Raw genomic sequence first — 18,523 nt, 5'->3', positions numbered from 1 at the left:
CCATGGCCATGCGCATCACACCCTCCGTCCTCAACGCCGACCTGTCGAACCTGTCCGGCGAGATCGCCCGCATCCCCAGCGCCGACGGCGTGCACCTGGACGTGATGGACAACCACTTCGTGCCCAACATGACCTTCGGACTGCCCGTCGTCGAGAGCATCCGCCAGCGCACCGAGGCCTTCCTCGACATCCACCTGATGATCGCCAATGCCGACCGCTGGGCGCCGGCCTATGCCGAGGCCGGCGCCGAGAGCATCACCTTCCACGTCGAGGCCTCCGACGCACCCATCCGCACCGCCCGCGAGATCCGCGCCCAGGGCGCGCGGGCGTCGATGGCGCTCAAGCCCGCCACCCCCATCGAGCCCTATGCCGACATGCTCGGCGAGCTGGACATGGTGCTGCTGATGACCGTCGAGCCCGGCTTCGGCGGCCAGAAGGTCCTCGACCTGGTGCTGCCCAAGATCCGCCGCACCCGCGAGCTGGTCAAGACCACCGGCCAGGACATCTGGCTGCAGGTCGACGGCGGCGTCTCACTGGAGACCATCGAGCGCTGTGCCGAGGCCGGAGCCGACACCTTCGTCGCCGGCTCGGCCGTCTACAGTGCCGGCGACCCCGACCAGATGGTCCGCGACCTGCGCGAACGGGCCGTCGAGGCCTGCCGGCACTGATCCCGGCACCCTCACTCAGCTCACTTGGTGTAGCCGATCTCCTCGGGCAGCGGCGAGTACATCAGCGTGGCGCCGACATTGGCCAGGTCCTTGCGCACCGCATAGGTGGACGGGCCGCTGTACATCGGCAGGAGGTTGTAGCTCTTCATCGCCTCCACCTCGACCTCGTTCACCTTGTCGAACTGCTCCTTCGGGTCGGACATGGCATTGACCTCGGCGATCTTCTTGTCGACCTCGGCGCTGCCGATGCGGGTGATGTTGTCGGGGCTGGTCGAGTCGTGGAAGGTCGACAGGTTGAGCACGCCGTAGGGGTTGTCATTGCGGTAGCCCGAGATGACCAGGTCGAACTTGTTGCCATTGATCCCCGTGGCCCACTGGGCGGGATCGGTGGGCACCGTCTTGATCTCGATGCCCGCCTCCTTGCCCGAGGCAGCCGGTCAGCGCATGCGGCAACCGGCCACACGGTCGTGGATGCAGGCACCCCCGACAGAGGGTGCATCGAGGCAGCCCACGCGGTCCAGGTGGATCATGATCACGCCAACAGAGATGGTCCAAGGCCGAAGTGTGGGCTCAGCCCTTGCGGTCCATCCGCAGCACGCCGGTCATGGTGCCCTGCCACCAGACCGACTGCGGGGTGATGGTGCCGACCATCTGCAGGCTGTCGCGCAGGCCGCTCCAGCCCACCGCGGTGCGCGAGGTGGTCGCGCCGGTGGAGGCGTCGATGCTGACGGCATTGAAGATGGTGCCGGTGATGCCCAGCGGGGCGGGCCGTTCGATGGTGTAGATGGTGTCGTCGGCCAGCGACCAGCGCGGCACCGCCGCGGACAGCACCGGCCTCGACCAGCGACGGTTGCAGCCCGATCCGTCGGGCGTGACTTCCCAACGCTCCATCCCGCCGACCGTGAACTGCGCCGACGAGGGCACCGATCGTCCGGCGCCCTCCGGTAGCGCCGGATAGGGGTAGCCGTAGGTGCTGGCGACGATGATGCTGCGGCCGTGGCCCATGGCGGAGTTCTCGGTGCCGGAGGCACCCCTGCGGAAGATCGCGGGCTCACAGACGGTCGACCCGTCGGCGGTGCGCAGCACCAGCAGGTGTTCCTGGCCGTCGGCATTGTCGGTGATGGTCAGGTACTCGTCGCTGCCGTCGGGGCCGAGGAAGGTGGGTGTGGCGCCGGTGCCCCAGCTCAGCTGTCCCGGCTTGCGTGCCGTGCCGCGGTCGTAGGCGCGGCGCCACCGGATCGTGGGCGTGCCGTCGGCGTCGTCGAGCAGGTAGAGGGCGTGCGAGGTGGCCACGGCCACGCCGCGGGGCGAGGCGGAGATCGAGTTGTCGATGCGCTCACCCGATGGCAGCGCCACCGTCGAGACCGCCCCGGAGGCGGGATCCAGGACGCCGACCTTGCCCTCGCGGGTGGCCAGCCAGACGTGGCCGCGACGATCCGGCACCAGGCCGACGACGGCATCGGTGGGCGTGCTGCCCGTGGCCGTGACGAAGGCGGACAGGTCGAGGCTCGCGGCTGTACTGAGTCGCGCCCGGCCGGCGACATCGGTGCTGGCGGCGATCCGTCGCAGACGATGCGTGCCGTCTACCAGGACGAGTCGGTCGGCGTCGTCGAGGTAGGCGTAGACGCCCCCGAGCAGGGCGCCCTTGGTGATGGGCAGCGAGGCGAGGGTGGCGCCGGTGGCTGGATCGAGCAGGTTCACCACGGGGGCTCGCCCGAAGACCTCGGTGCACAGTGACCAGATGCGTCCCTGGGAATCAGCCAGGATCGTGGGGCAGGCTGCCGCCTTGGCACGGAAGGTGGACCGAAGCGGACCGTGGCCGGGCCCGGGGTGGATGGTGGTGTCGCTGGACTGGGCATCGCCGTGCATGGTGGCCGTGCCGACCGGACCCAGGCCCTGGACGTCGTTGTCACCAGCCCGGGCGGTGGCGGCCATGGTCAGCGGTGCCAGGCAACAGATGGCCAGGGCCGTGAGGCGGGCGGTATGGATGGATCGGCGGGGCATCGGGACTCCTTGGTGGACTCTGGGTGGTGTGCGGCGTCGAACAGGAAAAGTGTCACAGGGATGTGGAAGAGTTGCGTGGCTGGCCCGAAGGGGCCGCGGGGACCCGGGAGGAGTGGCATGGCGCAGGTGGCCCAGCGGGCAGTGCAGGTACGCGCCCGCACCCGCGAGGACGCGTCGCTGTCGCTGCTGAGGGCCGACAACCTCCCCGCCATCAGCGCGGTGCTGGCCTCGCGCTTCACCCGGGAGCGCCGGGTGGTGGCCGTCAGCGACTTCCTGCTCGGGCTGGAGGAGGACCTGGCCGAGCTGCGCGATGCCGGTTTCGAGCTGCCCCAGTCGCCGCAGGAGTACCTGGCCGAATGGGTCAACGAGCGCCGCTGGCTGGTGCGACGTCCCAGCCTGGACGGCGACGAGACCGTCGAGCTGTCGGTGGGGGCCGCGACGGCGCTGGCCTACCTGGAGCAGTCGGCGACGCAGCGTTCGGCGCTGACCTCCTCGCGCCTGTCGAGCATCACCGATCAGGTGGGCCGCCTGGCCCGTGACACCCATCCCGACCAGAGCCGTCGCATCGCCGCGATGGTGGCCGAGCGCGACGCGCTGACCGAGCGCATCGAGCATGCCGAGCGGGTGGGGCTGGAACCGCTCGACGACCACACCGCCCGGGAGCGGCTGCAGGAGATCTTGTCGCTGGTGGTGGACCTGCCGCGCGACTTCGCCCGGGTCAGCGCCGACGTCGACCGTCTCAACCGGGAGCTTCGCGAACGCATCATCCGCAGCCAGGGCAGTTCCAGCGAGGTCCTCGAGGACACCTTCAGCGGCGTGGAGGCCGTCGACCATTCCGAGGCCGGGCGCACCTTCCGCGCCTTCTACGCGATCCTGCTCGACCCCAGCCGCAGCGAGGCCTTCGACGAGGCCGTCGACGAGGTGCTGGGCCGCGGCTTCGCGCGTGACCTGTCTCAGGAGCAGCGTCTGCAGCTGCAGGATCTGCTGGCCGACCTGCAGCGCGAGTCGGCGCAGGTGCGCGACACCATGACCTCCCTGTCGCGCAGCCTGCGCCAGTTCGTCCACTCCCGCGCCTGGGCCGACCAACAGCGGCTCGACCAGACCATCACGCTGGCCCAGGGGATCCTGCTGGACCTCACCAGTCGCCACGGCCCGCGGCATCCCAGCGGCGTCACGCTCGACCTGACCGCCGTCCCCGTCGACTCGATCGCTGCCCGCCGCCCCTACAGTCCCGGCACCATGCGCTCGGCCGCCGCGCTGACCAGCGCCAGCACCGGCCCGGTGGACATGGCGGCGCTGCGCGAGCGCGTCCGGGAGAGCGAGATCGACTTCGAGGAGCTGGGAGAACTGGTGGCGCGCACCCTGACGGTGCGACCCGGCGCGAGCGTGGCCGACGTGCTGAGTCTGCACGGCGCCAGCCAGGGCCTCGCCTCGGTGGTGGGCCTGCTGCTGCTGGCCCAGACCCACGGCGAGGCCACCGAGCAGACCGAGACGGTGCGCTGGACCAGCGCCGGCGGGGCGGCGCGGGCGGCCCAGGTGGTGCGCCAGGTCTTCACCAGCGCGCCGCCTTCCAGCCAGCACCATCCGCTCGAGGACGACGAGGAGAACCGGTGAGCGAGCCACGCACGAATGACGACGACCAGCTGGCCCGGCACCAGCTGGGCAGCCGCGACCGCGGACGGCTGGCCGACGACACCCGGCGTGCCATCATCGCCCTGGTCCGCGGGCCCTATCTCTCGGCGGCGCGCCAGCCGGAGTTGTGGCGGGCGTTGCTGCGCGACCGTGCCGCGATCGAGCTGCACCTGGGCAACATGTTCCTGGAGATGGTCGTCGACCTGGAGCGACAGCTCGCCTTCGTCCACAATGCCGAGCTGGAGGTGGAGACCCCGCGAGTGGTGCGCCAGCTGCGCCTGGGCCTGCTCGACACCGCGCTGCTGCTGGACCTTCGTCAGCGACTGCTGCACGATGTCGACGTCTCGGGCCGGGTCTTCGTCGACCGCGCTGAGCTGGAGGAGGCGCTGGCCGCCTACCGTCCGCAGGCCAGCACGAACCTGGCCGGTTTCGCCCGCGCGGTGACTGCTGCGATCGAGAAGATGCGCAAGGCCGCCGTCGTGCTGTTGACCAGCCAGCCGGAGCGCTTCGAGATCTCGCCGGTGCTGGCGGTGGCCTTCGACGCCGACGAGCTGGCGGCGGTGGCCCGCGACCTGGCCGAGCTGCGCGACCGCGGCGACGACGGGCTGGACCTGTCGGCCGAACCGGACGAGGCGGACGAGAACGACGACACCGACGAAACCGACGAAACCGACGAGGAGCTGCAGGGCTGATGCACCAGCAACACCGACTGCGCACCATCCAGGTGGCCAACTGGGGCACGCTGGACGGTTACCACCGCGTCGAGGTGCCCAGCAAGGGGCTCTTGGTCACGGGCGAGTCCGGTTCGGGCAAGTCGAGCCTGCTCGACGCGATGGCCACCCTGCTGGTGCCGCCGGCCAGTCTGCGCTTCAACGCGGCCGCCCAGCAGGGCGACCGCGGCGACCAGTCGCGCAATGCCGCCAGCTATGTGCGCGGCGCCTACCGCCGCGAGACCGACGAGGCCACCGACCAGATCGTCACCGGCTACCTGCGCCCGCAGGTGGCGACCTGGAGCGGGGTGGCGCTCACCTACGCGCACGCCGACGGCCGCATCACCTCGCTGGTGCACCTGCTGCACATCCCGGCCGGCACCAACAGCCCCTCCGACGTTTCCCACCTGTACGTGGCGGCCCACGAGGAGGTGGACCTGCGCTCACTGGCCCCGGCGATCGCCAATGGCGTCAACGTGCGCGCCCTGCACGCCGAGCATCCCGACTGGTTCGCCGACCGCAACCACCCCAAGTTCAGCGCGCGGATGCAGCGACGGCTTGGATTCCGCGACGAACAGGCCCTGCAGCTGCTGCACAAGACGCAGTCGGCGAAGAACCTCAACAACCTCAACCAGCTGCTGCGTGACTTCATGCTGGACCGGCCCGACACCTTCGCCCTGGCCGAGGAGGCCGTCAACCAGTTCGTCGAACTGTCCAGCGCCCATGCCCAGGTGGTCGACACCCGGCGCCAGGTGGAGTGCCTGCAACCCCTGGCCGAGCACGCCGAGGTGGCACGCGAGGCCCAGGAGCGCACGGCTCGCCTGGAGGAGCAGTCGCGCCACCTGGGCCAGTACGTGCTGCGCACCCGCCACCGGCTGGGTTCGCGCGCGCTGGACGAGGCCACCGAGCGGCTGGATGCCCTCGAGGTGGAGATGGGGCGCGTGGAGGACGAGCAGCAGAAGGCGCGGGAGGCCCGTGACCAGGCGCAGCGCCGGGTCGACGGGATCAGCTCCGACCTTGGCAGCCTGGAACAGATCGTCGCGCTGCGCGAGCAGGGCCTGCAGCAGGCCCAGGCCGCCCGGGCCCGGCTGGCCGCGCAGTGCGCCCGCGCAGGGCTGGAGATGCCCGACGATGCCGCGGCCTTCGAGCTGTGGCAGGCCTCGCTGGACGGCGACGAGCTGGCCAACCAGTTGGCCGCGTCGGAGGTGCAGGCCCGCGCCAGCGTCTCGCGCCGCAGCGAGGCCGAGCGGGAGCGGGACCGGCTGCAGGCCGAGCTGGACTCGCTGAGCACAGGCTCGGCGATGAGCCCGCACCTGCTGGCGGTGCGCGAGCTGCTGTGCCGCGAGACGGGCGTGGATGCCGCACGCCTGCCCTTCGCCGGGGAGCTGCTCGATGTCGACACCGCCCATGCCGACTGGCAAGGGGCGATCGAGCGGGTGCTGCGTCCGCTGGCCCAGACCCTGCTGGTGCCCGAGGAGCTCCACCGCGAGGTCTCGGCCGTCGTCGACCGCACCCACCTGGGAGGCAGGCTCGTCTACGCCCGCACCACGGAGACCGCAGAAAGCGGGACGCAGGACTGTGCTCCCGACTCGCTCGTGCGCCGCGTCCTGGTGGCTGACGGCGAGCACCACGACTGGCTGGCCGCCCACCTTGCCGAGCGCTTCGACTATGCCTGCGTGGAGGACAGCGCTGCCCTGTCCCGGGTGGCGCGGGGCGTCACCCGCCAGGGCCAGGTGAAGCACACCGCCAGCCGCCACGAGAAGGACGACCGGCGCAGCATCTCCGATCGCACCCAGTGGCTGCTCGGCAGCAGCGTCGAGACCAAGCGTGCCGCCGTCGAGGAGGCCTTGGCCGCGGCGCAGGAGGCCGTCGACGCCGCGATCGAGTCGTCCGACCGGGACTGGACCGCCCACCGCCAGCTCGCCGAGCGAATCCAGCTGCTCGGAGAGCTGCAGCAGGCCAGCTGGGCGGAGCTCGACGTCGTCACCGCAACGACCGCCCTCGACGAGGCCCGCCGGGAACTCCAGCTGCAGCTGGAAACCACCGAGGGACTGGTGGATGCGCAGCAGGAACTACAGCTGTGCACCGAGCGGCGGGAACAGGCAGAGCTGCGGGCGCGTCAGGTGGCCGCCGAGCACGCCCAGGTGCACGGCCGGGTGCGGCAGCTGGAGTTGTCGGTGGCCAGCTGGGAGCGCGAGCTGTCCGAATCGGCGGAGCTCCCCGACGAGGTCCTCGAGGAGCTGGCCGAGAGCCGGCCGCTGGGTGAGGACCTGACCCAGGTGGATGCCCGCGCGATGGAGACCACCCAGCAGCTGGCGGCCGAGCAGCTGCTCACCGGCCAGCAACTGGCCGAGGCCGCGGGCGCCATGACCCAGGCGATCAACAACTACCGACGCGAATGGCCCGCCGAGAGCGCCAACCTGGCCTCCGGCATCGCCGCCGCCGACGACTACCTGGCGATCCTGCGGCGCCTGCTCGACGACGGACTGCCCGACTTCGAGGGCCGCTTCTTCGGGATGCTCGCCACCCAGTCGCGCAACAATGTCGGCGAGCTGGCCAGCCGCGTGCGGGCCAGCCGGGAGCTGATCCGCACCCGGGTGAAGCCGATCAACCGTTCGCTGCGCGAGACCGAGTACGCGCCGGGCAAGCACCTGCAGGTGAAGGTACGCGACCGGCACCTGCCCGAGGTGCGGGCCTTCCTCGACACTCTCAGCCAGATCACTGCCGGGTCCCTGGACGACGTGATGGATGCCGACGACAGTCCCGAGTCGCGCCAGCGGGCCGAGCAGCGCTTCCTCACCATGAAGGAGCTGCTGGACCGGCTGGCCTCGCAGGAGCCGGCCGACGTGGAGTGGCGCAACCAGGTGCTCGACACCCGGCGCCACGTGGACTTCCGTGCCGTGGTGGTCGACGAGACCGACACCCAGGTGGACGCCTTCGAGGGGTCGGGTGGCCTGTCGGGAGGCGAGCGGCAGAAGCTGGTCACCTTCTGCCTGGCCGCGGCGCTGCGCTACCAGCTGGCCCATGACGGGACCGGGCTGCCGGAGTATGCGCTGGTGGTGCTCGACGAGGCCTTCGACAAGACCGATCCGCGCTTCACCCGCGCCTGCCTGCAGGTCTTTGCCGACTTCGGTTTCCAGCTGCTGCTGGCCACGCCGCAGAAGATGCTGCAGGCGCTGGAGGACCATGTGGGTGGTGTGGCGCTGGTGGTGCGCCCCGACGAGGGGCCGTCGTGGTTCCAGCAGGTGCTCTTCGACGAGGAGCAGGAGCCGCTGGTAGTTCCAACTGCGGTGCAGCGGGAATTGATCTGATCGGAAGGGAGCACGCGGATGAAGGCCGTCGACGAGGTGTGTGATGCCGCACGTGCGAAATACCGTCAGGTGCTCGCGGCGGTCCTCGAAAGTCCGCAGACTGCGCCCGACGTCAGATGGAGCCGCGGCTTGAAGCCCCCTACAACGAAGGAGTTTGAGAAGGACAGAGATGGAGCTGCAACATGGGTGAGTAGTTGGCGTCGGATTGAGCTAGAGGGATACCTTGTCAGCCCCGTGATCAAGCAGTTAGGTAGTTGGGGAAGCGAGAGACTTCCAAAAACCCTGTGCTTGGAGGGGATGGCGGAGCTGGCGCGTTTCTCCGGAATGGAGGCGCAGTGGAACTGACTCGCGACCTGTGCTGATTCCTTTCAGGCGGCTTGGCCGCAGGCGCCCTATCTGCGCGCGGCTCTCGCTTCCAATACCCGATCTGTCGAACGACTCTCCGGGCAAGATGTGAACTTCGTCATCAGCGCTGTGAATTGGTTTCGTGAGAATCCTGAGTCGGATCTCCATCCACGCGAAGTGCCTATCAGTGAGGCTGACAGCAAATGGCTGGAGAGGCATCGGAAACTCGTTGCCACTCTCACTGGCGCCGTCACAACAGAATTTCCCTTGGGGTGGTCCTCGCGGTCGCCATTGGCCTTCAGAGTGAGCTCCCTGCTCGACGACTGGCCCCATCAGCAATCGTTGACGATCGAGCAACTGTCAGGTCTCCGTCGTCCTGAGCGTGTCGTGGTCGTCGAGAACCTCGCGAGTCTGGCAAGGGTTCCTCTCACGCCGGGAACTCTTGCAATACACGGGAGGGGTTTTGCCGTCTCCCGGCTGGAGGGTATCGCTTGGCTGGATCAAATCGCAAAGGTTCTCTATTGGGGTGATCTCGACACTCATGGCTTCGCGATTCTCAGCAAATTTCGGGAGTGCGTCCCGCAAACTGAGTCGGTTCTGAGGTCACGTGGCGTGTTGGAGCAGTTCTCCAGTCAGTGTGTTCAGGAAAAGACGGCCTATCGAGGATGTATAGCTGGCCTGACCGCGTCGGAGACTGACTGTCTCATGGTCTTGAGGGAACGAGGTCTGCGACTGGAGCAAGAGAGAATCGATCCTCAGTATGCTTCGTCAACTTTGACGCGGTTGCTCGACTGATGACTCTCGTTGTGGCTGAGGGAGGGTGCGAAAGGGGGGATTTATGTGTCCGCAGTGGGAACAGGGGAACTGCTGCTCCGGTTGGAGACTGCATGGAGACCACAGTCGAGCCCACCATTGCCGTTACCGGCGCCACCGGACACCTGGGCGGTCTGGTGGCCCGCGCCCTGGCCGAGCGCGGCATCCCGCAGCGACTGGTGGTGCGTGACCCCTCGCGCGCCCCGCAGCTGCCGGGCGCCGTCGCGGTGCAGGCCAGCTATGAGGACGTCGCGGCGCTGACCGAGGCGGTGCGTGGCGTCGAGACGGTGCTGTTCGTCTCGGGGCATGAAGGGCCGCAGCGGATGGCGCAGCACCGCGCCGCCATCGAAGCCTTCGTCGCCGCCCGCCTCAAGCGGGTGGTCTACACCTCCTTCCTGGGCGGCGACCCGCAGGCCAGCTTCACCTATGCCCGCGACCACCACGAGACCGAACAGCTGTTGCGCGCCTCTGGGCTTGGCTTCACCTTCCTGCGCCCGAGCTTCTACCTGGACCACGTGGCGCAGTGGTCCGACGACCAGGGCGTCGTGCGGGGGCCCGCCGGCCACGGGCGCATCGCCTGGGTCTCCCGCGAGGACCTCGCCGAGGTGGCCGTCGCCGCCCTGTTCGACGACTCGCTGGCCGGCAGGACACTCGACGTCACCGGTGCGAGGCTGATGACCATCGAACAGACCCTCGTCGAACTGGACCGGGTGACGGGCGGCAATCATCGCTTCGTCGACGAGACGGTCGAGGAGGCCTACGCCTCACGCCGGGCCGCCTACCCCGAGGCTCCCGACTGGGAGCTGGACGGCTGGGTGGGTACCTATCTGGCGATCGCACGTGGCGAGATGACGGTGGCCAGTGACGTCGTGGCCGAACTCACCGGGCACCCTCCGCGCACCTTCGCAGACCTTCACCGGGCCTGACCCCTCGACGGGCTCGGGGATCGTGGAGGCAGGCTCGGGGATCGTGGAGGGGCGCTCAGCGACCCTGGTTGCGACGCCTCAGGTAGCGCTGGAACTCGGCGGCGATCGAGTCACCCGTCGCGGCGGGCAGGCCCTCCTCGTCCTGGGCGGCCTCCAGTCGGGCGATGTACTCGGCGATGTCCGGGTCCTCGGCGGCCAGCTCGTTGACGCCGCGTTCCCAGGCCAGTGCCATCTCGGGCAGGTCTCCCAGGTCGAGGCTCTCGTCGAGCAGGTCTTCCAGCTGCCCCAGCAGGCCAAGGGTTGCCTTGGGATTGGGGGAGTCTGCGACGTAGTGCGGCACCTGCGCCCACAACGAGACCACCGGCATCTTGGCGCGGCGCGCGGCGTCGGCCACCACGCCGACGATGCCGGTGGGGCCCTCGTAGCTGGACGGTTCCAGGCCCAGGCGCGAAGCCAGCACCGGGTCGTCGACGGTGCCGGTGACGGGCAGCGGCCGCGAGTGGGGGGCGTCGGTGAGCATGGCGCCGAGCACGACGACCAGCGCCGGCTGGATGCTGCGCAGCGCCGAGACGACGGTCTGGCTGAAGGACTTCCAGCGCAGGTTCGGTTCGGGACCACTGATCAGCACCAGGTCGCGTTCGGGCAGATGGGCCACGGCGAAGCGCACCGCCGGCCAGGTGATGGTGCGCTCGTCGGCATCCATGCCCTGCACGCGCGGCCGGTTCACCTGGAAGTCGTAGTAGTCCTCACCGTCGATCTCGAAGGCCATGGTCGCCCGACAGGTCTGGGCGAGATGCTCGACGGCATGGCTCGCGGCGTCGGCGGCGTCATTCCAGCCGTCGAAGGCGATGACCACGACCGGGTTGCGCAGCGTCGAGAGCGATTCCATGCCCGCCACCCTAGACCGTCCACGAAACCGAGCAGGTTGCCTGACGACCCTGAAGGGTCCGCACCGCCGGCGTCGTCGTGGTGATGGGCACGAGCCCAGCCCGTTCGAGGATGGGTCGGGAGAACTCCGTGCAGTCCGACTGCAGGTAGCGGTAGCCCTTGGCGCTGGCCGACGTGGCGCGGGCGGCGGTGATGGCCCGATAGAGCCCCAAGCCTCGATGCCGCTCATCGCACGCACCGCCCCACAATCCGGCAAAGTCGGTCCCGGCGACGAAGTCGACCCGCCCCGAGCACACGACCTCACCGGAGTCGTCCCTGACCAGCCACATCTCGAAGCTGCCCGGATCGTCCTCGAAGCGCCTGACGAGCTCATCGGCGCGTCGGGACGAGTGCTCGGCGGTGTCCCCGAAGACGCGACCGGCGAGCGTCTCTGCCTCCCGGATCGCGTCAGCCGTCGCGGCGCGCTCGACAATGTGGCCAGCTGGCGGGGGAGTGGCGGCGGTGATCGCAGCCTCCACCGGGCCAGCCATCACCGTCTCGGGCTCCTCGAAGCGGAAGCCGTGGCGCCGCAATGTCTCGTCCAGGGCGGGCAGGTCGTCGTGCCCTCGGGTCTTCCACTCGAAGTGGTCCACCCGCGGATCGCGCTGGTAGTGCTCGATGACGGCCTGGATCAGGGCGTCGAGATCGGTCCCGGCAGGGATGTGCGAGTAGGTGACGAAACCGCGCCCGCGCCCCGGGAAGGTCGCTGCCCACACCGGTCCCATCTTGGCGACTTCGTCGGCGTCGGCCACCTCGGCCTCGGCGCGGAGCTGGGAATCGTAGAGGGCAAGCAGGGCAGCGTCGGTCATGCCGGCCAGTCTCAGCCATACGGTGTGACCAGCGCCACGGGTTTTTGCAGTGGGGGCCCGGGGGTGTCAGTGACGTGCCACGGCCGGGTTCCACGGGCCGAGGTTCACCACGGCCACCAGGGCGACGGTGGCGAGGCTGGCGACGAGCGCGGCGAAACCCAACAGCAGCGTCCACGAGTCACCCTCCCACCGGAAGACCGTCGCGAAGCAGGTGGCCACGGCCAGCCAGACCACAGACCATGCCGCCAGCGGCGAGTGTGCGTGCAGGAAGCGCATGGCCAGGACCATGAGGGCGCCGACCGCGATTGTGATGGACACTCCGCCGTGGGTGAGGTTCAGGCCTGCCAGCACCGCCCAGGCAAGCGTCAGGGGAATCGTCACGATCCACGCAATCCTGTGGGGGCTCATGGCGTCTCCTCTGCTGGGGATCCTTTGCTGCATGCTAACCCCCCCGGACCGCTGTCGAGAGGCGTTGGGGTGTGTCGAACCGGGCCTGCGCGGGCAGGTGGGGCCGGCAACCTATGCTGGGACGCAATGCGCACTCGTCTGGCCATGCCGGCGGCGAGTGGCGCCCCGTCAGCAGTGAGTCCGAGCGCAGGAAGGGTGGCAGTGGCCCACAAGAAGCAGCCGGACGGTTCGAGCCCGACGATCTGGACGGTGGCAGAGCGGGCCGGGGTGAGCCACATGACGGTCTCTCGCTATCTGCGGGGGGATCGACTGCGCCCCCAGAACCAGCAGCGGGTGGAGCAGGCGATCGCCGAACTCGGCTACCGCTTCAACGACACGGCCAGCGAGTTGGCCTCCCGCCAGCCCCGGCGCATTGGTGCGTTGGTCTTCGAGGTGGACGACTGGGCGCCGCAGCGGGTCCTGGCGGGTGCCGCGGAGGCGGCGCGCGAGAGCGGCCACATCCTGGAGATGATCCGTGCCGAGGTGGGGGATGCGGACTCGTTCACCTCGGCCCTGCAGATGATGAATCGTGCCTCGCTGGCCGGTGTGGTCGTCCTGTCGCCGCCAGACCAGGTGATGGAGCAGATGGACATGGGCTCCCTGCAGACGCCGTGGGTGCTGGAGGTGGAGCCGCACCTTCCCAGCGGCCATCCGCTGGCGCTGCAGCATCCGCTGTCACTGGCCGTGCGGCATCTGGCAGGGCTGGGCCACGAGGACTTCTTCCTGCTCGGCGGGCCGGAGGACTGGGCGTCTGGACGCAACCGCGCCACCGCCTTCCACACCACCGTCGCGGTGCTCGGGCTCGAGGATCGTGGTGCCTCCCGCGGACCCTGGACGGCGGAGAACGGCTACCGGGCCATGGAGCAGTTCTCAGGCCGTGAGCTGCCGACGGCGATCGTGGCGGCCAGCGACCAGATCGCACTGGGGGCCCTGGCCTGGCTGCGCGAACGCGGGATCGCGGTGCCCGAACGGGTGAGCATCACCGGCCATGACGGGCTGCGCGAGAGCGCCTTCTACGCGCCGGCGCTGACCACCGTCGCCATCGACTTCGCCGCCATGGGGCGTCGTGCGGTGCAGGCCTTGGTGGGTGGCCAGTACCTGGGCGCCGGGCCCTCGGTGGAGCAGTACTCCTTCGCGGGGGAGCTCGTCGTGCGGGCGTCCACGGCCGCCGCGAAATCAGTGCGCTGAAACCATTGTTACCGGTAACAACCTTGCGCTACAGTCTTTCTTGTTACCGGTAACAGACCGCCGGTCATTCCAACGGAGGAAGAAGGTCACCATGGCGCGCCCCCTGCACTTCCAGACTCGCCGGGCGCGCCAGATCGTCACGGGCTGACCGCACCGCCGCGGCCCACCCGCCCGAACCATCCCACCCGGCGACGCCGCCGGACGCAGGGACGAGAAACAGCCAAGGGAGCACAGCGATGAACATCCCCCAGCACCACCAGGGCCTCGAGGTCCTTCACGAGAACACCCTTCCCACCCGCGCCTACTACCTGCCCGCCTCGCAGCCACTGCCCGACGTGGTGATGGCGCGGGCCGACTCCGACCGGGTGCGGCTGCTCAACGGGGCATGGGCCTTCCAGTACCACGCCAGCATGCGCGACCTGCCCGACGGCTTCGGTACCGACGGCTTCGACGCCTCCGGTTTCGAGACCGTCACGGTGCCCAGCACCTGGCAGCACACCGGCCACGACGCCCACCAGTACACGAATGTGCGCTACCCGATCCCGCTGGACCCGCCCTTCGTCCCCGCCGACAATCCCTGCGGCGCCTATGTCGTCGACTTCGAGCACACCACCACGGCACAGGCGCCGCACACCACGCTGGTCTTCGAAGGGGTCGACTCCTGCTTCTACGTCTGGCTCAACGGCCACTACGTCGGCTACAGCCAGGTCAGCCACGCCACCAGCGAGTTCGACGTCACCCAGGCCCTGCGCGAGGGCACCAACCGCCTGCAGGTGCTGGTCTTCAAGTGGTGCGACGGCACCTACCTGGAAGACCAGGACAAGTTCCGTACCAGCGGCATCTTCCGCGACGTCTACCTCATCGACCGTCCCGAACAGGTGCTCTTCGACTACTTCACCACCACCCGGCTCGACGGCGACGGCGGTGCGACGGTCTCGGTGCGCGGCAACTACCGCGGCGGGCCGGTGCCCACCGAGCTGACGCTGCTGGATGCCGACGGTTCGACGGTGGCCGCCGCCACCATGCGGCGCTCCGCGGATCGGCACGGATACAGCCACCAGGCCACGCTGGTGGTCGACCGCGCGCGGCTGTGGAACCCCGAGGACCCGCAGCTGTACACCCTGCTCATCGAGACCCCCGGCGAGGTGATCACCGACGAAGTGGGCATCCGCGAGGTCGCCGTGACTGACGTCGTCCTGACCCTCAACGGCGCGCCGGTCACGCTCGCTGCGCGGCGTCAACCGTCACGACTCCGACCCGGCCACCGGGCCGGTGGTGGACCTTGACCACATGGTGCGCGACTTGCGGATGATGCGCCAGCACAACGTGAACGCGGTGCGCAGCTCCCACTACCCGAACGACCCGCGCTTCTACCAGTTGTGCGACCGCTACGGCTTCCTGGTGATGTCCGAGGCCGACAACGAGAGCCACGGCACCCAGACGCAGTTCTTGGCCGACGACGAGTGGGACAACGTCGTCGAACACTGGAATGAGCGAATCGCCGACAACCCGGACTGGACCGAGGCCACCGTCGACCGGGTCCAGCTGTGCGTGCAGCGCGAGAAGAACCGCCCCAGCATCATCTCCTGGTCGGCCGGCAACGAGTGCGCCTACGGCTGCACCTTCGAGGCGGCGCTGGAATGGATGAAGGACTTCGACCCCACCCGGCTCAGCCACTATGAGAGCTCCTACTACCGAGACTCCAAGCGGCGCTACGACTACTCCAACATCGACCTGTTCAGCCGCATGTACCCCTCCCAGCAGGAGATGCGCGACTACCTCGACAGCGATCCCGACAAGCCGCTCATCCTGGTGGAGTACTGCCACGCGATGGGCAACGGCCCCGGCGACCTGGAGGACTACTGGAAGGTCATCCTCGACGAGCCGCGGTTGTGTGGCGGGTTCGTGTGGGAGTGGTGTGACCACGCCATCCTCGACGGCCACACCGACAACGGCCGCCCCCGCTACCTGTACGGCGGCGACTCCGGCGAGACCGTCCACGACGGCAACTTCTGCGTCGACGGGCTGGTGTGGCCCGACCGCCGCCCCCACGGCGGGCTGTTGGAGCTGAAGAACGTGCAGCGCCCCGCCCGCGTCGTCTCCTACGACCAGGCCCGCGGTCTGCTTCGGCTGCGCAACGACCTCGACTTCACCCACCTCGACCAGGCCGTGGACATCTCCTGGCAGTTGGTCTGCGACGGAGAGGTCGTCGAGTCCCAACCCCTCGTCCTGGACCAGCCGGTGGCGCCGCACGAGGTGGCCGAGGTCACCTGTCGGCCGCGGCTGCCCGAGGCGGGCCGCTGCCAGCTGCGCCTGGAGTACCGGTTGCGCCAGGGCGACGCGCTCCGCGAGGCCGGACAGGAACTGGGATTCGACGAGGTGGAGCTGGCGACGGCCGACCCGCGCAACCAGCACGCCGCACGGATCGCTGCCCCCGCCGACGGGCCGTCCCCGCAGGTGGTCGACGACGGCGACGACATCGTCGTCTCCGGCGAGACGTTCCGCTACGTGTTCGCGAAAGCCACCGGCCTGCCCACGTCACTGCAGGTGGCCGGCGCCGAGCTGCTGGAGCGGCCTGCCGAGGTGAACGTGTGGCGCGCCCCCACCGACAACGACAGCCGTATCCGCCTCGAGTGGCAGCGGGCGCGCTACGACCAGACCACCACCCGCGCCCATGACTGCACGGCCAGCATCGAGGGCTCGAACTGCGTGGTGCGAGCCCGCATGGCGCTGGTGGCCCCCACGATCCAGCCGATCCTGCGCATGGACACCACCTGGACGATCGACGGACAGGGACGGCTTCGCTGCCAGATGGAGGTGACCCGCAGCGACGGCTTCCCCACCCTTCCTCGCCTGGGTCTGCGGCTCTTCCTGCCGCAGCAGATGCAGCAGGTGGAATGGGCCGGGCTCGGGCCGCATGAGAACTATCCCGACAAGCGGCAGGCCAGCCGGCACGGCCGCTTCGGCTCCAGCGTCGACGAGCTGGCCGTGGGCTACCTCTTCCCGCAGGAGAACGGCAGCCGCGGCGGCTGCGACTGGATGGGCATCGGCGACGGCGGCTCCACGACGCTGCAGGTGACTGCAGCGCAGCCCTTCTCCTTCAACGCCTCCCACCACACGCAGGAGGAGCTCACCGCGGCCGGCCATGACGTCGAGCTCGAATCGTGCGGCCACACCGTGCTGTGCATCGACCATGCCATGGCCGGCATCGGATCCAACAGCTGCGGACCCGAATTGTTGCCGCAGTACCGCGTCGACGACGACGTGCACCACATCGACATCACCCTCATTCCCACCACCCGCTGAGCGCCACCGGCCAGAGCGTGAAAGGCACACCCATGAGCACCACACCCGCTGCGCTGGCGGCGCAGAAGACCTACCTCACCTGGGGCAACAAGATCGGCTACGGCTCCGGCGACGTCGCCGGCAACGTCGTCTACGCCTTCCTGTCGGCCTTCCTGATGATCTACCTGACCGACCAGATGGGCCTCAATGCCGGCGTGATCGGCACCCTGATGATGATCGCGCAGCTGTTCAACGGCGTCACCGACCTCGGCTTCGGCGCCCTGCTGGACCGCACCCACACCCGCATGGGCAAGGCCAGGCCCTGGATGCTGTGGCCCTATGTGGGCTGCGCCATCACCCTGGTGGCCTGCTATGCCATCCCCTCGGGGCTGGGTGACACCGCACAGTACGTGTGGTTCTTCATCGCCTACACCCTGCTCAACAGCGTCTTCTTCACCGCCAACAACATCGCCTACTCGGCGCTGACCGCGCTCATCACCAAGAACTCCGCAGAACGCGTCCAGATGGGCTCCATCCGGTTCATGTTCGCCTTCACCACCAGCATGCTCATCCAGACCTTCACCGTGCAGGGGGTCCGCGCGCTGGGTGGCGGCGCCGACGGCTGGCGCTGGATCGCGATCATCTACGCGGTCATCGGGTTGGTGGTGAACACCATCTCGGTGATGTCGGTCAAGGAGCTCCCCCCGGAGGAACTCGACGAGGGTCGCGAGACTGGTGTCGCGGACAAGTACACCTTCAAGGAGGGCGCCCGGATCCTGCTCAGCAACAAGTACTACCTGATCATCCTGGTGATCTTCCTGGTGCAGCAGATCTTCACCGCCACCCTCAACATGGGCATCTACTTCATGACCTACATCCTGGGCGACGCCACCAAGCTGGGTGTGTTCGCGTGGGCCATCAACATTCCGCTCATCATCGGCCTGCTGTTCACCCCCGGGCTGGTGAAGCGTTACGGCGAGATGTTCAAGGTCAATGTGTGGGGCTACGTCATCGCACTGGTGGGCCGGCTCGGCGTGGTGGCCAGCGGCTACCTTGGCAACATCCCCTTGATGATCGCCTGCTCCGCGATCGCGTCGTTCGGCATGAGCCCCCTGCAGGGAACCCTCAACGCGCTGATCGCCGAGGCCTCCGAGTACAGCTTCCTGCGCACCGGCAAGCGCATCGACGGAATGATGTTCTCCTGCACCACCCTCGGCGTGAAGATCGGCGGCGGCGTCGGGACCGCCCTGGCCGGCTGGCTCTTGGCGGCCAGCGGCTACGTCGGCAAGGCCACCACCCAGCCCGACTCGGCCATCACCATGCTCTACTTCATGTACCTGTGGATCCCGGCCATCGCCACCGGCATCATCCTGTTCTTCCTCACCCGACTCAACGTCGAGAGGGCCAATGCATCCCTTCGGGCCAGGCTCGCCACGGCGTGATGGCAGCGGCCCGCTG

15 protein-coding genes and 1 pseudogene are annotated in these 18,523 nt (G+C 68.9%); 11 read left to right on the top strand and 5 right to left on the bottom strand.

All coding sequences use genetic code 11. The features are described from left to right. The first annotated feature begins 2 nt into the window (after positions 1 to 2). Complete coding sequence (gene rpe / locus ACHFFZ_RS01000; RefSeq protein WP_394274800.1) at positions 3 to 668, top strand: ribulose-phosphate 3-epimerase; 666 nt, start codon at positions 3 to 5, stop codon at positions 666 to 668. 20 nt (positions 669 to 688) lie between these two features. On the opposite strand, the gene ACHFFZ_RS00995 is transcribed toward rpe, so the two are convergent. Beyond that, a complete protein-coding gene (locus ACHFFZ_RS00995) occupies positions 689 to 1,063 on the bottom strand; it encodes a hypothetical protein (RefSeq protein ID WP_394274799.1) in 375 nt (124 codons plus the stop codon). Positions 1,064 to 1,238: 175 nt separating this feature from the next. Next, positions 1,239 to 2,672, bottom strand: a complete 1,434-nt coding sequence (locus ACHFFZ_RS00990; RefSeq protein WP_394274798.1) for a hypothetical protein — start codon at positions 2,670 to 2,672, stop codon at positions 1,239 to 1,241. A gap of 117 nt (positions 2,673 to 2,789) precedes the next feature. Between ACHFFZ_RS00990 and ACHFFZ_RS00985 the strand changes: the two genes are divergently transcribed. The 6 genes and pseudogenes from ACHFFZ_RS00985 (at position 2,790) to ACHFFZ_RS00960 (ending at position 10,409) form a co-directional block, all read left to right on the top strand. Next, the gene (locus tag ACHFFZ_RS00985; RefSeq protein ID WP_394274797.1) at positions 2,790 to 4,286 is read left to right on the top strand and encodes a DUF3375 domain-containing protein; all 1,497 of its coding nucleotides are present in this window, start codon (positions 2,790 to 2,792) and stop codon (positions 4,284 to 4,286) included. After that, positions 4,283 to 4,996 carry a DUF4194 domain-containing protein gene (locus ACHFFZ_RS00980; RefSeq protein WP_394274796.1) on the top strand — a complete coding sequence of 238 codons (714 nt, stop codon included), beginning with the start codon at positions 4,283 to 4,285 and terminating at the stop codon, positions 4,994 to 4,996. The genes ACHFFZ_RS00985 and ACHFFZ_RS00980 overlap by 4 nt, the downstream gene beginning before the upstream one ends. Next, a complete protein-coding gene (locus tag ACHFFZ_RS00975; protein WP_394274795.1) occupies positions 4,996 to 8,325 on the top strand; it encodes an ATP-binding protein in 3,330 nt (1,109 codons plus the stop codon). The genes ACHFFZ_RS00980 and ACHFFZ_RS00975 overlap by 1 nt, the downstream gene beginning before the upstream one ends. An 18-nt stretch (positions 8,326 to 8,343) precedes the next feature. Next, positions 8,344 to 8,898, top strand: a pseudogene (locus ACHFFZ_RS00970) (DUF3322 domain-containing protein); the annotation flags it as partial. A 75-nt stretch (positions 8,899 to 8,973) separates the two neighbouring features. Further along, entirely contained in the window at positions 8,974 to 9,465 is a 492-nt protein-coding gene (locus tag ACHFFZ_RS00965) for a Wadjet anti-phage system protein JetD domain-containing protein (RefSeq protein ID WP_394274826.1), read from the top strand. Between the two features lie 92 nt (positions 9,466 to 9,557). Continuing rightward, complete coding sequence (locus ACHFFZ_RS00960; protein ID WP_394274794.1) at positions 9,558 to 10,409, top strand: SDR family oxidoreductase; 852 nt, start codon at positions 9,558 to 9,560, stop codon at positions 10,407 to 10,409. Positions 10,410 to 10,464: 55 nt separating this feature from the next. On the opposite strand, the gene ACHFFZ_RS00955 is transcribed toward ACHFFZ_RS00960, so the two are convergent. The 3 genes from ACHFFZ_RS00955 to ACHFFZ_RS00945 form a co-directional block, all read right to left on the bottom strand. Next, the gene (locus tag ACHFFZ_RS00955) at positions 10,465 to 11,298 is read right to left on the bottom strand and encodes a PAC2 family protein (RefSeq protein WP_394274793.1); all 834 of its coding nucleotides are present in this window, start codon (positions 11,296 to 11,298) and stop codon (positions 10,465 to 10,467) included. A gap of 10 nt (positions 11,299 to 11,308) precedes the next feature. After that, the gene (locus ACHFFZ_RS00950) at positions 11,309 to 12,145 is read right to left on the bottom strand and encodes a GNAT family N-acetyltransferase (RefSeq protein ID WP_394274792.1); all 837 of its coding nucleotides are present in this window, start codon (positions 12,143 to 12,145) and stop codon (positions 11,309 to 11,311) included. A 66-nt stretch (positions 12,146 to 12,211) separates the two neighbouring features. Further along, the gene (locus ACHFFZ_RS00945; protein ID WP_394274791.1) at positions 12,212 to 12,553 is read right to left on the bottom strand and encodes a hypothetical protein; all 342 of its coding nucleotides are present in this window, start codon (positions 12,551 to 12,553) and stop codon (positions 12,212 to 12,214) included. Between the two features lie 201 nt (positions 12,554 to 12,754). Here ACHFFZ_RS00945 and ACHFFZ_RS00940 point away from each other — a divergent pair, with 201 nt between their 5' ends. The 4 genes from ACHFFZ_RS00940 to ACHFFZ_RS00925 all read left to right on the top strand — a co-directional run bounded on the left by ACHFFZ_RS00940 (position 12,755) and on the right by ACHFFZ_RS00925 (position 18,507). Next, positions 12,755 to 13,780, top strand: coding sequence for a LacI family DNA-binding transcriptional regulator (locus ACHFFZ_RS00940; protein WP_394274790.1), 1,026 nt, complete (start codon positions 12,755 to 12,757; stop codon positions 13,778 to 13,780). A gap of 236 nt (positions 13,781 to 14,016) precedes the next feature. Next, positions 14,017 to 15,066 carry a sugar-binding domain-containing protein gene (locus ACHFFZ_RS00935; RefSeq protein ID WP_394274789.1) on the top strand — a complete coding sequence of 350 codons (1,050 nt, stop codon included), beginning with the start codon at positions 14,017 to 14,019 and terminating at the stop codon, positions 15,064 to 15,066. Further along, on the top strand, positions 15,053 to 17,086 hold the full coding sequence (locus ACHFFZ_RS00930; protein ID WP_394274788.1) for a glycoside hydrolase family 2 TIM barrel-domain containing protein: 2,034 nt from the start codon (positions 15,053 to 15,055) through the stop codon (positions 17,084 to 17,086). The genes ACHFFZ_RS00935 and ACHFFZ_RS00930 overlap by 14 nt, the downstream gene beginning before the upstream one ends. A 32-nt stretch (positions 17,087 to 17,118) precedes the next feature. Continuing rightward, positions 17,119 to 18,507, top strand: a complete 1,389-nt coding sequence (locus ACHFFZ_RS00925) for an MFS transporter (RefSeq protein ID WP_394274787.1) — start codon at positions 17,119 to 17,121, stop codon at positions 18,505 to 18,507. Positions 18,508 to 18,523: the final 16 nt, after the last annotated feature.

This window comes from Luteococcus sp. (assembly GCF_043424415.1).
Taxonomy (GTDB): domain Bacteria; phylum Actinomycetota; class Actinomycetes; order Propionibacteriales; family Propionibacteriaceae; genus Luteococcus.
The sequence above is the reverse complement of the archived record's forward strand: the minus strand, read 5'-3'. Positions and strand labels throughout refer to the sequence as shown.